10 protein-coding genes are annotated in these 12,882 nt (G+C 67.9%); 1 reads left to right on the forward strand and 9 read right to left on the reverse strand.

What is annotated here, in order from left to right:
• Nucleotides 1-45: 45 nt before the first annotated feature.
• The 5 genes from ACWFR4_RS33870 to ACWFR4_RS33890 all read right to left on the reverse strand — a co-directional run bounded on the left by ACWFR4_RS33870 (nucleotide 46) and on the right by ACWFR4_RS33890 (nucleotide 5,793).
• Complete coding sequence (locus tag ACWFR4_RS33870) at nucleotides 46-2,280, reverse strand: helix-turn-helix domain-containing protein (RefSeq protein WP_453655917.1); 2,235 nt, start codon at nucleotides 2,278-2,280, stop codon at nucleotides 46-48.
• A 505-nt stretch (nucleotides 2,281-2,785) separates the two neighbouring features.
• Complete coding sequence (locus tag ACWFR4_RS33875) at nucleotides 2,786-3,193, reverse strand: hypothetical protein (protein ID WP_453655918.1); 408 nt, start codon at nucleotides 3,191-3,193, stop codon at nucleotides 2,786-2,788.
• A 562-nt stretch (nucleotides 3,194-3,755) separates the two neighbouring features.
• Complete coding sequence (locus ACWFR4_RS33880) at nucleotides 3,756-3,878, reverse strand: hypothetical protein (protein WP_453465033.1); 123 nt, start codon at nucleotides 3,876-3,878, stop codon at nucleotides 3,756-3,758.
• 24 nt (nucleotides 3,879-3,902) lie between these two features.
• The gene (locus tag ACWFR4_RS33885) at nucleotides 3,903-5,402 is read right to left on the reverse strand and encodes a long-chain-fatty-acid--CoA ligase (RefSeq protein ID WP_453655919.1); all 1,500 of its coding nucleotides are present in this window, start codon (nucleotides 5,400-5,402) and stop codon (nucleotides 3,903-3,905) included.
• A gap of 253 nt (nucleotides 5,403-5,655) precedes the next feature.
• Nucleotides 5,656-5,793, reverse strand: coding sequence for a hypothetical protein (locus tag ACWFR4_RS33890; protein ID WP_453655920.1), 138 nt, complete (start codon nucleotides 5,791-5,793; stop codon nucleotides 5,656-5,658).
• A 507-nt stretch (nucleotides 5,794-6,300) separates the two neighbouring features.
• Here ACWFR4_RS33890 and ACWFR4_RS33895 point away from each other — a divergent pair.
• Complete coding sequence (locus ACWFR4_RS33895) at nucleotides 6,301-7,569, forward strand: PucR family transcriptional regulator (protein WP_453465039.1); 1,269 nt, start codon at nucleotides 6,301-6,303, stop codon at nucleotides 7,567-7,569.
• Between the two features lie 25 nt (nucleotides 7,570-7,594).
• Here ACWFR4_RS33895 and mdlC read toward each other — a convergent pair whose 3' ends face one another.
• The 4 genes from mdlC to ACWFR4_RS33915 form a co-directional block, all read right to left on the reverse strand.
• Entirely contained in the window at nucleotides 7,595-9,205 is a 1,611-nt protein-coding gene (gene mdlC, locus ACWFR4_RS33900; RefSeq protein WP_453655921.1) for a benzoylformate decarboxylase, read from the reverse strand.
• An 89-nt stretch (nucleotides 9,206-9,294) separates the two neighbouring features.
• Nucleotides 9,295-10,074: a crotonase/enoyl-CoA hydratase family protein gene (locus ACWFR4_RS33905; protein ID WP_453465046.1), complete on the reverse strand. Its 780-nt coding sequence runs from the start codon at nucleotides 10,072-10,074 to the stop codon at nucleotides 9,295-9,297.
• A 42-nt stretch (nucleotides 10,075-10,116) separates the two neighbouring features.
• Nucleotides 10,117-11,334 carry a CaiB/BaiF CoA transferase family protein gene (locus tag ACWFR4_RS33910; RefSeq protein ID WP_453655922.1) on the reverse strand — a complete coding sequence of 406 codons (1,218 nt, stop codon included), beginning with the start codon at nucleotides 11,332-11,334 and terminating at the stop codon, nucleotides 10,117-10,119.
• An 82-nt stretch (nucleotides 11,335-11,416) separates the two neighbouring features.
• Nucleotides 11,417-12,706 (reverse strand): acyl-CoA dehydrogenase family protein, encoded by a 1,290-nt coding sequence (locus ACWFR4_RS33915; RefSeq protein ID WP_453655923.1) that lies wholly within the window; start codon nucleotides 12,704-12,706, stop codon nucleotides 11,417-11,419.
• Nucleotides 12,707-12,882 lie beyond the last annotated feature (176 nt).

The raw sequence follows: 12,882 nt of genomic DNA on the forward strand, positions 1-12,882 counted from the left end.
AGAAGTAGTCCGCCTGCACTCCATAGGCCGACGCTCTGGAGGTGGTCAACAGGTGGCTTCCGCCCGGGAGATGCAGCGACCGCTCGCCCCGGTGTCACCGATCGCTTCGAAGACCTGCGCCGCGCGCAGGTAAGCGCGGCGGCTCTCGTCGGTCCTGCCTTCCTCGGCCAGCAGGCCGGCCCATGTCTCCAGGGCGCCGGCCTGCCGGTAGTCGGCCATGCGGAGCGTGGCCATGAGGTCGATTCCCTCGCCGAGCACGGTGATCGCCTCCGCACGGCGGTCGAGGTGTCCAAGACACGTGCCGATGCGGATCAGCGCGACGGGCCGGCAGTGAGCCGCGACACTCGGGGTCATCCCCGAACCCGGATCATCCAGCACAGCCAGCAGGCCCAGGGTCTGCTCCAATGCCTCGGCGTAACACCCCTCGTCCAGACGGTACTTCGCTATCGCCGCACGGGCCTGGACGTAGGAATCGATGTCGCCGACGCTCTTGAACATCTTGGCGGCCCGGGTGGAGGATCCGACGGCTTCGGCGCCCTGGCCGAGCAGCCCCAGCGCCGTAGAGGTGTACTCGTGCGCCCAGGCGATCTGCAGAGTGGCGTCGGCCCGGGTGGCCAGCTCCAGGGCCTGAGCCGCGTACCGCAGGACGGCCTCGGGGGTGCTGGGCGGCACCGAATGAACCCAGGCCAGATAGTTCAGTTGGGTCGCCTGCTGCGTCAGGTCGCCCAAGGCGGCGGCGGCCTCGGCTCCCCGTGCGAAGACCTCCCGCCAGTGCGGACTGTGCGCCCACCGTTCGGAGAACCAGTGCATCGACTCGGCGCAATCGAGCACGAGGGAGTGCCGCCCGCTGTCTGCTGCGGCGCTCATGGCGCCCAGCCAGTTGTCCGCGTTCGACCGCAGCCACCCGTCGGCCTCCCCCGCCGTGGAGGGCACGGCGAGGTCGATGTCGGGCCGCACGGGGCGGCCGTAGCCGGGCTCGAACCACCTCCCGCACGATGTGGCCATCCGCAGCAGCCACGACGCCACCCTCACCGCCAGCGCCTCGCGCTCGACCGCGGACTCCTCCTCATGAAGCCGGTCGCGAGCGAACAGCCGAACCAGGTCATGGAAGCGGTAACGGCCCGCGGCGCTGTCGTGGAGGAGGCCGAGATCGACCAGGTCGTCGAGCGCCTCCCACGCGTCTTTGCTCGACACTCCTCCGGCAACAACGGCCAGGGCTGCGTCGAAGTCCTGCCCCGGCACCACGGCGAGCCGCCGGAACATCCGCCGCGCAGCATCGGAGAGTTGTGCGTACGACATCCCGAACGCGTTGGCGATCTTGAGGTCGCCGGCCGTGAACTGATCCAGCCTGCGCTCCTCGTCGGCCAGCCGGGCGGCCAGTTCGGCGGCGTCCCATCCGGGCCGGCTGACCAGCCGGTTCCCGATGATCCGCAGGGCCAAGGGCAGGCCACCGCACAGGCTGGCCAACCGCGTGAGCGCCAACTCCCCGTCGAGTGCGGCGCGTTCGCCCAAGATCCCGGTCAGGAGCGCTCGGGCCTCCGGCAACGGCAAGGGTCCCAGGACGAGCCTGCGCACTCCCTCCAAACCTGCCAGCAAACGCCGGGTGGTGATCAACGCCCGGCCCGCGCCGCCTCCCGGCAGCAGCGGGCGCACTTGTTCCTCCGACCCGGCGTTGTCGAGGACGACCAGGACACGCTTGTCCCGCAGCAGGGCGCGGTACAGGGAGGCGCGCCCCTGGGTGTCGCCCGGCATCTGCTGGTCGGTGGCACCGAGCGCGCGCAGCATTAGCCGTAAGGCGTCTTCGGCGGGCAGGGGACGTTGGGACATGCCGAGCAGATCGACGAACAACACTCCGTCGGGAAAGCTCGCTCGTACCGAATGAGCCGCGCGGACGGCGAATGTGGTCTTCCCCAGGCCTGCGGAGCCGGTGACGAGCCCGACCACGCCGACCCCCGGCGAACTCTCGGCGTACACCAGCTCGCTCACCCAGACCAGTTCCGCGGCCCGGCCAGTGAAGTCAGCGACCGAACGCGGCAGTTCGCACAGACCTGTCGGCCGCGTCCAGTGATCCCGCAACCGGCCCTCGCGCGCCAGCTCGACCAACTGCTCGCGCTCATCCCCCTCAAGAGCGAGCGCGCCTGCCAAAGCCGTCACGGTCCGCTGCTGAGGCCCCCTGCTTCGCCCGCGCTCCATGTCCGACAGCGTTCGAGCGCTCACCCCCGACGCCTCGGCCAACTGCTCCAACGTCAGACGCGCCGCGCGCCGATGACCACGTAACACCTCGCCGAAACCGAGACGTCCAGAGATGACGGCACCCCCTCACCGGCCAAGTTCCCACCCGCCGCAACGATCCGCAATCCCGCTCAGACCATCCGTTACGGCACGTTCTACCATGGCCGCCTCACCGGGAGGAGTGCGCCGTCGAGGCACTGGGGACCTGCCTCTCGAAGGTCGCAGTCTTCCGCTGGATCACCCGCTACAACACCAGGAGAAGGCCCTCAGCGAACGGCGAGGTCAGCCCGATCGCTTTCGAGCAGCGAACCCGATTCCCCACCCTCCACCGATCCGGACGTCAACGTCTGCCTGTCGCAAAAGAGTTAGAACAAACAGCACGTCGTCAGATGCGGACTAGAAGCGTCCGCCTGTGGTAACGAACGAATTCCATGTCCCCCGCTACGTCGTAGACAGCACACCCGGCCTCCAGGGGAGCGGGGGAGTAACGCGGTGTGCGGCCCCGGCGCGACCGGGCCCGCACACCGTGCTCTCAGCAGGCAGACAGCGAACGTCAGTAGCCGCCGTAGCCGCCGTAGCCGCCGTAGTCGCCGCCGCCGTAGCCGCCGTAGCCGCCGTAGTCGCCGCCGCCGTAGCCGCCGCCGTAGCCGCCGTAGCCGCCGTGTCCGTAGCCGCCGTAGCCGCCGTAGCCGCCGTAGCCGCCGTAGCCGCCGTAGCCGCCGTGTCCGTAGCCGCCGTAGTTGTAGTAGCCGCGGCCGTAGTTACCGTGTCGGTTGTAGCAGCCGTGGTTCCAGTTCCAGTTCCAGCCGCGGTTGTAGCAATCGCGGTATCCGGAGTCGTGGTAGTTCGAGCCCGAGGCCGAGGCCGAGGCCGTCCCGGCTGAGCCGATCGCAGCGCCACCAGCCATCAGAAGTCCGGTGGTGGTCACCGCGAAGATGCGCTTCACGCGAAGTGCTCGCATGGGACCTTTCTCCCTTCCATCGTCTCGCGCACTCGAGCGCAAGGTGGATGGCCGCGCACGCAAGAAGGACAGGGCGCGCGGTCGAAATGTCACCGCTTTGGAAATTGAGAGACACGCCGTGGCCATCCACCGGCCGTGCCGGCCAAGTACGGCTCCACGCGCGAACCCCGCAGCAGCAGTCGTGCTGCCCACCGCGAGAAGACTTCGCCAATGTGGCGTGTCCCGGTTTGCGGTCTCAGTAATAAACGCTACTCCCTATCCGCTATACGTCATCTTGAGAGGGCACTCATCTCGGCACCGAACCCGGTCGACCGGCGTCTCACGGCGTCTCGCGGCGGGCAAACCCGCTGGTGGCACAGCCTTCTGAGCGCTCACCTGATGTTCCGGCCGCTGCAGCGACACAGCCTCACGCCAGCGGAGCTGAAGGGAATGAATTGCCCCGAACTCCAACCGTTGCCGCCTTCTCGGAGTCCGGGGCACCGCTTCCTGCGAACCCTGCCCGACAGCAGTGACCCAAGAGATGCACACGCTGACCGTCAGCCACCGAACCCCGCGTCAGGCGTCACCATGTGTCGTCGCCGGCCGTGGCGACGCCGGCTGCTGCGCTGCTGGCGATGGCGGTGAAGCGCGCGGCGAGCACTTCCGCGGCTGCGTGTTGGTGGGCCCGCACCGCTGTTGAGTCCACCGACCCCTTGCAGGCCCAGTCGCCTCATCGTCTGTCCGGCTCGGGCGGTGGGACGATGTCCCGTTTGAGGATCTTGCCGGTGGGTCCCTTCGGCAGCGCGTCCGCGATCCATACCTTCCGCGGATACTTGTAGGCGGCGACCTGACGTTTGACGTATTCACGCAGCTCCTCGGCTGTCGTTCGGGCGCCAGGCTTGAGAACGACCGCCGCGCCGACCTCCTCACCGAGGTCAGGGTTGGGGAGGCCGATGACTGCGGCGTCGGCGACCGCAGGGTGCTCGTACAGCACATCTTCGACTTCGTGGGGGTACACGTTGTACCCGCCCCGAATGATCACGTCCTTCATCCGTCCGACGATCCAGAAGTAGCCGTCCTGATCGACCCGGCCGAGGTCGCCGGTGTAGAACCAACCGTCCCGGATCGCGGCGGCGGTCTCCTCGGGGCGTTGCCAATACCGCTTCATCACGTTGTGCCCGCGGATCGCGATCTCGCCGGTTTCCCCGTGCGGTACCTCCGTGCCGTTGTCGACCACCCGCATCTCGACGCCCCGGATCGGGGTGCCGACCGAACCGGGCTTGGGTCCGGCCTGCAGGGTGTTGAACGAGGCGACGGGCGAGGTCTCCGACAGTCCGTACCCTTCAAGCACAACGCAGTTGAACGCGGCCTGGAAGTCGTGCAGCACCTGGAGGGGCATCGCAGAGCCGCCCGCGAGGGACACGCGGAGCCGGGAGTCGTCGTAGGCGTCGCGGTCGGGCTGCCGCAACAGCCTGCTGAATACCGTCGGCACCCCGGCGAAGACGGTCACCCCTTGCTTGTCGAGGATTCCTAGCGCCTTGCCGGCGTCGAAGCGCGGCAGCAGTGTGAGGCACGCGCCGCAGGCGACGGCGGCGTTGAGGGTGCAGGTCTGTCCGAACGCGTGGAACAGTGGCAGCCCACCGAAGATCACATCGTCGGCGGTGAGCTGGAGCAGCTCGGTGGCTACGATGTCGCAGTTGCGGGTGAGGTTGGCGTGGGTCAGTTCGGCGCCCTTCGGGTGACCGGTCGTCCCCGAGGTGTAGAGGATCACCGCCGTGTCGTCCTCGTGCCGGTCGGTCAGATCCTCGACGGGTGGGGCGGACTCCAGCAGCTCGTCGAATGCGCCGGGACTGACGACGACCACCTCGGCCTCGGCCTGCTGCGCACCGGTCCGTGCCTCGTCGGCGAAGGCGTGCCAGGCGAACAGGAGCCGGGCGCCCGAGTTGCCGAGGTAGTAGGCGACCTCGCGGGACTTGAGCAGGGGATTCATCGGGACGACGATGCCGCCGGCCCGGAGTACGCCGAAGTAGGCGAGGGCGAACTCGGGCACGTTGGGCAGCATGATCGCCACTCGGTCGCCGGGCTTCACACCACGGTCGTGGAGCAGTCCGGCCATGCGGGCACTGCCCTGGTCGAGCATGCGATAGGACACGGCGGCGTCCTCGAGACGGAGCGCGGCACGATCCGGATATGTCCGAGCGCTGCTCACCATGTGCGATGCGAGGTTCATGTCGGCTCCTCTCCTCGACTTTGTGGGTCTTTCGGCCACGGAGCCCCATCGGGGTCGGGACGGATGCCGGTGTCGCCCTCGACGGGCATGGGCAGATCTTGTTCCGCCCGGACGACCTTGCCGCCTCTTGTCCAGCGGCAGCCCCACCTTCGCGACAGCTGGGAGACGAGGAGGATGCCGCGGCCGGCCTCGTCTGTGCTGCGGGTGTGGCGAAGGCGTGGGCAGGTCCTGCCGGCTCCGGTGACTTCGCAGCTCAGCAGCTGATGTTGATCAGACACAAGGCAGTGGGCCCGGCGCCGTGACAGATCGCGTTGGTGACCGGTTCGCCGGCGATCAGGGCCGTGTCGGTGACCAGACTCTCCAGTCCCCACCGGATCAGTTGCCAGGTCACCAAACGGCGGGCACACCTCACGACGGCCGGGTCCCGGGGCCGGTAGTTGCCAGATGCTTCGGAGAGAGGGCAGCACGGACGGGGCGGGCCTGCCCAGCATCTCCCCAGCCGCGTAACCGACAAGCCGCTGCGCGGTGTTCGTCCAACCGGCCACCGCCTCCGCGCCGTCGATCATCGCCATCGCAGAGTCGGGCACTTCTTCAGGGCCCAGCGCCTCTGTGAGGCTGTATCGGAAGGTATCGGTCAACGCCGATCACCCCTAGGACGTTTCTGAAGAACGGCTTGAAGGCGAGTTGCCCCCCAGGTCGCGCGCCGAAGGGTCCCGTCGGTAACCAGAGGCTAGACGTGGACCGCACGACAACCACTGGGCTCGCGGTACGACCTTCGGGTGGGAATTGGTGCCGATGCACCAACCCGTCGGCGGAATTCGTGCCGGCTCGCCGGAGTGCGGTCTGTCGCGTCCCGAAAAATCTGATGGGCCACGGACCACCCCGGTAGGATCGAGATATGGCTGCGGAGCATCCAGAGGCCGCAAAACAACTTTCCGTGGTCGCGGAGAACATAGGGTCACGCCTCCCGGAGGTCAGCCGCGACGTAGGGGACTATGTTCTTTCCGAGATCTCGGAGCTCAGGGGCGACGCAACCGTCATTAAGATCCTGCAGGCGAGCGTCGCGGAAAATGTCGCTACGTTGCTGCACATTTTCGAGAACGACATATCTCTGGACCAGATCGAGGCGCCCGCGGCTGCTCTCGAGTACGCGAGGAGGCTGGCTCAGAGGGGTATGCCCCTCAGCGCGATGGTCAGGGCCTACAGGATCGGCCATTGGCGTTTTCTGCAGTGGTGTTTGGACGAACTCAACCGGCAGGACGCCCACGAGGATCTCGCCACCGCGACCAACCGGCGCATGCTGCAGGTGAGCTTCGGTTACATCGACCGCGTAACCGAGCATGTCATCGTGGTCTACCAACAGGAACGCGATCACTGGGTGCTCAGCCAGACCGCGGCGCGTGCGGCGCGCGTGCGAGACATCCTCGCCGAGAAGGACGTCGACCTCAACTGGGCTGAACCAGCCCTTGGTTACCGGCTCCGGCAGCATCACCTCGGGCTCGTGGCCTGGCTGCCCACGCTGACCGGTGAGGGAGAGGGTGAGGGACTTGCCCGACTCCACCGGATCACCGATGAGATCGGCCGGGAGCTCGACTGCCCCGCCAGGCCGCTGTTCGTCGCCCGAGACGCAGTCTTGTCCTGGGCTTGGCTGCCGCTCGGCTCGCGCAACGACGTTTCCTGGGAACAGCTTTCGAATGTGGTTGAGCGCAGTGACCCTTCCGTGCACGTGTGCGCCGGGTCCGTGGGGTGCGGCGTCGAGGGATTCCGGTCCACGCATCGGCAGGCAGTGCGCACGCAGGAACTTGCGGCAGTGGCCAAGCCGGCCCCCCAGTTCACAAACTTCTCCCGTGTCGGTCCTCTCGCCTTGATGGCTACGAACGTCGGCGACATGCGTGCTTGGGTGTGGGGCGTCCTGGGTCCGTTGGCCGTCGATGACGAACACAGCGCACGGCTTCGGGAGACCGTACAGATATTCCTGGGCACCGGCTGCAGTTACACCGCCACCGCCAGCGCTCAAATTCTCCACAAGAACACCGTGCAGTACCGCATTCGGAAAGCCGAAGAAATGCTGGGATACAGCGTCCAGCAAGAGCACGCCGATCTGGAAGTCGCACTGCTCGCCGTTGAGTACCTCGGCTCGACGCTCCTTCGCGTCAGCCCCGCATGAAATGCATCGGTAATGGGCTCGTGCCCTACAACATGGCTGTCTGGGGCTGTGTGGGGACTACCAGGACGGTGGTGGTGTCCGCGGTCAGGGCCGCCTTGAACTCCCGCTCCAGATCCTCGGTGGTCTCCACGTCGACCGCACGGCATCCGAAGCCGCGGGCTACGGCGGCGATGTCGATCCCGGGCAGGTCGAGTCCCGGAACGCCTGGCGTTTCCTCGAGTACCGCGAACGACTTGAGGATGGAGTACTCCTGGTTACGCATGACCACATACACGATCGGGAGGTTGTGCTGGGCCGCCGTCCAGATGGCCTGTACGGAGTACTGGAAGGAACCGTCGCCGATCAGGCCGACCACCGGCCGTTCGACGCCCCTGTCCCGGTCGCCCAGCGCGACCCCCACCGCGGCCGGGGTGCCCCATCCGATGCCCCCACTTGCCGTGGCGAAGAACGATCCGGACCTGACCGTGGGAAGCCACTCGACCTGTTGCGCCATCGTGGAGGTCGATTCGTTGACGATGGCCGCGTCGGGCGGCCGCACCCTGCTCAGGGCGGCATAGACCTCCGGTGGGGTGAGTGGGCTGTTCGGCACCTGCGGCAGCTCACGGGGCCGCGCCATCGGCTCGGGCATGGTGCGTGCGGATCCCTCCGTGACCGTGTCCAGGAGCAGCTCGATCGCCGTCGCGGGATCGCCCAGGAGGCTGTCGCCCACACGAGCCGCCGCGGCAACCCCCGGATCGCTGGTGATCTGCAGGAGCTCCGTACCTTCGGGAAGGTAGTCGCCGGGCACGTAGGGGTAGTACCGGAACACCTCCGCGCCGACCACGACCACCAGGTCGTGTCCCGCCAGCCGGTCGCCGACGGTCTTCACCGACATCCCGAGCGGGCCGCCGAAGAGCGGGTGGTCCTCCGGGAAGGAGGCCCGGTCCAGCAGCGGGGCACCGTAGACGGAAGCGCGCAGCTTCTCCGCCAGTGCGACGGCCGCGTCCCAGCCGCCGCTGCGGTCGACCTCCGGCCCAAAGACCAGTGCGGGACGTCGGCTGGCGGAGATGCGATCGGCGAACAGCCGCAGGCGCTGCGCGTCGGGGGCGACGCGGTCGGTGACGGTCCGGATCCGGGTGAAGCCGGACAGCGGCCGCTTCCAGTCGTCCATGGCGATCGACAGGTACACCGGTCCCGCCGGCGGCTGCAGCGCCTCCGCGTAGGCCCGCATGAAGGCCTCGGGGACGTCTTCGGCGCGGGCCGGCTCATAGGACCACTTCACCCACGGCTTCGGCAGCGTGGTGGACTCCCGGTTGCCGAGATACGGCTCACCGATCACCAGTTCACGGTGCTGCTGTCCCGAGGTGATGATCAGGGGAGTGTTTCCGTGGTAGGCCGCCACCAGGTTGCCCACGGCGTTTCCCAGTCCGGCCGATGAGTGCACGTTGACCAGTGCGGGTCGGCGGGTTACCTGGGCGTAGGCGTCGGCCATCGCCACGACGGACGCCTCCTGCAGCGCCAGGACGTAGGTGAAGTCCTCTGGAAAATCCTGCAGGAATGGCTGTTCGGTGGAGCCGGGATTGCCGAAGACCGTGGTGAGGTTGAGGGTCCGCAGCAGATCGTAGGTCACGCTGCGGACGGTGGGTTGCTCGGTCATCGTTGGTCGCCCTCTCTTGCGGCGCGGAGGTGGCTGTGCCCGAGCGGCGGCCCTGGGCGGGGCTCAGGCACCGGCCGGGCGGGGCTGGTTCAGGTGCCCTGCCAGTGCGGTTGGCGCTTTTCCGCGAAGGCGTGGGCGCCCTCCTGTGCGTCGTGGGACGCCAGAACCGGTGCGACGATCCGGTCCTGCTCGACGAAGGCGTCCTGGTCGCTGAACGCGTGCCGCTCGTTGACGACGCGTTTGATCGCTGCCACGGCCAGGGGCGCGTTACGCGCGATGCTGGTGGCCAGTTCCAGGGCCCGTTCCAGGGCCTGGCCCGGTTCTGTGAGGTAGTTGACCAGGCCCAATCGCTCGGCGCGCTCGGCGGGCAGTGGCTCGCCGGTGAGCAGAAGCTCCAGGGCGATGTTGCGCGGGATGCGCTCGGGCAGGCGCACCATGCCTCCTTCGGGCGGCACGATGCCGTAGTGGACCTCGGTCTGGCCGAAGGTGGCGTTCCGGGCGGCCACGATCATGTCGCAGGCGAGGGCCATCTCGGTTCCGCCGCCCAGCGCATAGCCCTCGACGGCGGCGATGAGCGGGGTCTTGATCTGGGCGCGGGTGATCCCCGCGAAGCCCCGTCCTTCGACGATGGGCTTGTCCCCGGCCGCGAAGGCCTTGAGGTCCATGCCGGCGCTGAAGACGCCGCCGGCACCGGTGAGGATGCCGACCAGGAGGTCGTCGCGGGCCTCGAGGCGGTCGACGGCGGCGGCCAGGGCTCGGGCGGTGGCCCCGTCGATGGCGTTGCGGGCCTGCGGCCGGTCGATCGTGATCACGAAGATGCCGTCGCGCTCCTCGGTCCGTACAGTCGGCGTATCTGAAGCCGTGGTCATGATGGTGGTTCCCTTCTTCCCTGGCGCGGCTGAGCCGTCGCTTCAGCCGATGGCTTCGGCCTTGCGCAGCTCCTCGATTCCGGCGGCGTCGAAGCCGAGGTCGCGGAGCACGGACTCGGTGTGTTCGCCCAGGTCGGGAGCCGGGCCCGGACGGACCTTCGGTTCCTGGACCAGTTGGACGGGGCTGTCGATGGTCAGGTGCGGGTCGTCGCTGCCGTCGTCGATCGACACGAACACCCGGTTGGCGAGCAGCTGGGGATCCTGGGAACACTCTGCGAGCGTCTGGACGACTCCGTACGTGAGGCCCGCGGTGTCGAGCACCTCGCGCCACTCGGCCAGGGGACGGGTCGCGAACGTCTTGTCCAGCAGGGCGACGATCTCGCCGGCGTGGGCGCGGCGGCTCGGGGTGTCGGCGTAGCGCGGGTTCTGTGCTGCCTCGGGATGACCGATGGCCTTGAGGAAGGGCGGGACCTGCTTGTCCTCGTTGGCGAAGCCGAGGACGATCCAGCGGTCGTCCGCCGTCCGGTACATGTTCACGAGTGCGTTGGGCGGGTCGGACCGGTCGATGGGGCGAGGGGGCTTCGCCCCGACCAGTACAGCCTGCAACCACATGCTCGCCGCCCAGGCGCCTTCGGCGAGCAGCGAGGCCGTGACGCGTGCGCCCTGGCCGGTCTTCTCCCGCCGGTACAGCGCGGTCATGATCCCGGCGAACAGGGTGATCGCCGTGGAGTGATCGCCCGATCCGAACGCGTTCGTGGCCGGCGGCACGTCCCTTTGGCGTGTGAGGTCCATCAGGCCGCTGCGCGCCCAGTACGCCGTCACGTCGAAGCCGGGCAGATGCGCATCCGGACCTTCCTCGCCGAAGCCGGTGACATCGGCGTAGATCAGCCGGGGATTCAGGGGGGCCAGAGCGTCGTATTCCAGGCCCAGCTTCTCGCGTGTATGCGGCGGGAAGTTGGTCACCAGCACATCGGCCCACCGCACCAGGCTCTCGAGCACGGGCCGGGCGCCGGGCGACTTGAGGTTGAGCGCAATGCTGCGCTTGTTGCGGTTGTCCAGCTGCCAGGGGTAGTTGACCCCTTCGACATGGGGGTTGGGAGGGATGCGGCTGAGCGAACGGTATGCGTCGCCCACGTGCGGTGGTTCCACCTTGACGACGTCCGCACCGAAGTCACCGAGGACGGTGGCCGCGGCGGGCCCGGCGATGAAGCTCGCGAGATCGACGACGTGCAGTCCCTCCAGGAGGGGTGGGTTGCTCATGACTGTTCCTTGTCCTCAGTGGGGTCGCGCGCGGCGCCCGAGGGTGACCCGCTGTTACGGGGCGCCGCGATACGCGCCGGGGTCAGTGGCTGCTCGGCGCCATCGGCACGAAGGCGCTGTAGCCAGTGATGTCACGGCCGACGATGAGCGCCTGAACGGTGTCGGTGCCCTCGTACGTGTCGATCGCCTCGATGTCGCAGAGGTGCCGGGCGACGTGGTAGTCGAGCAGGATCCCGTTGCCGCCGAGCATGTCGCGAGCATCGGCGAGGATGGCCCGCGCGCGTTCGGTGTAGTGCATCTTGGCCAGCGCGACCCGCGGCATCGAGTACTCGCCCTCGTCCAGGAGCTGGCTGAGCCGGTACTGCATGCACAGCATGTCGGTGATGTCCGCCAGCATCCGGGAGAGCCGGTACTGGATGAGCTGGAAGGCGGCCAGCGGCATCCCGAACTGCTTGCGCTGCTTGGCGTAGGCCAGAGCCGTCTCGTAGCCCGCGATGGCGGCGCCGACCGATTCCCAGGCGACGCAGAAGCGCGAGGCCAGCAGGACCTTCTCGGTATCGCGGAAGGTGTGCACGTTCGCCAGCCGGTTCTCGGCGGACACCCGGACGTCGGTGAGGGAGATCTGCGCGTTCTGGACACAGCGCAGAGCCATCTTGCCCTTGATGACCTGGGCGTCGAACCCGGGTGTGCCCTTCTCGACCACGTAGCCGCCCACATGCCCGTCTTCCCCGCGGGCCCAGACGATCACGTAGTCGGCGAAGGTCGCGTTGCCGATCCACCTCTTGTAGCCGTTGAGGACGTAGGAATCACCGTCCCGGCGCGCGGTCGCCTCCAGCTTGACCACGTCCGTGCCGTGCGCGGGCTCCGTCAGGCCAAAGGCGCCGATCTTCTCCAGACGTGCCATCGGCGGCAAGAAGCGCTGCTTCTGCTCCTCGGAGCCCAGCAGTGCGATCGACATCATGGCCAGGGCCGAGTGGACCCCCGCGAACGTCGACATGCTCAGATCACCCCGGGCCAGCTCGAGAATCACCAGGCCGGCCGTCACATTGCTCATCCCCGGGCAGCCGTAACCGGAAATCTGAAAGCCCGCGATGTCCAGCTGCCCCAGCTTGGGCACCAGCTCGAAGGGGAATTCCGCCCGCTCCCAATACGGGTTGATGATCGGGGTGACCTCCTCGTCCATGAACTCGCGGACCTTCTCGCGAAGGGCCCGCTGCTCGTCGGTGAGCAGGTTGTCCATCAGGTAGTAGTCGGTGTGCTCCGGTCCGCCCAGTACCGGCGGCTCCACCCCGGCGTGTCCGTTACCGCTCGCGAAAGCGCCGTTCGGCACGGTCTGGCCCAGGCCGGCTGCTGTGCCATGTGTCGCGTTCATGTTCCGCTCCTTCCGATCGCAGATCCGATTGCGTCAGTGAGAACGACGCTAGGAGCGAGCAGCGGCACGGCCATCGTGCGCGGAACACCACATTCGGTTTCACCTTGGTGCCCCTGGCCCAATTCGCCCGGTGGTGCCTGCGCGTCAGCCTTGGACCACGGCTCGGGGAGAGCCGC

It is taken from the genome of Streptomyces sp. NPDC055140 (assembly GCF_053607285.1).

What these genes read in the sequence shown, in the direction of transcription:
- ACWFR4_RS33875 (WP_453655918.1), bottom strand. Translation starts at nt 3,193, where the DNA reads ATGCGAGCACTTCGCGTGAAGCGCATCTTCGCGGTGACCACCACCGGA.
- ACWFR4_RS33885 (WP_453655919.1), bottom strand. Translation starts at nt 5,402, where the DNA reads ATGAACCTCGCATCGCACATGGTGAGCAGCGCTCGGACATATCCGGAT.
- ACWFR4_RS33895 (WP_453465039.1), top strand. Translation starts at nt 6,301, where the DNA reads ATGGCTGCGGAGCATCCAGAGGCCGCAAAACAACTTTCCGTGGTCGCG.
- mdlC (WP_453655921.1), bottom strand. Translation starts at nt 9,205, where the DNA reads ATGACCGAGCAACCCACCGTCCGCAGCGTGACCTACGATCTGCTGCGG.
- ACWFR4_RS33905 (WP_453465046.1), bottom strand. Translation starts at nt 10,074, where the DNA reads ATGACCACGGCTTCAGATACGCCGACTGTACGGACCGAGGAGCGCGAC.
- ACWFR4_RS33910 (WP_453655922.1), bottom strand. Translation starts at nt 11,334, where the DNA reads ATGAGCAACCCACCCCTCCTGGAGGGACTGCACGTCGTCGATCTCGCG.
- ACWFR4_RS33915 (WP_453655923.1), bottom strand. Translation starts at nt 12,706, where the DNA reads ATGAACGCGACACATGGCACAGCAGCCGGCCTGGGCCAGACCGTGCCG.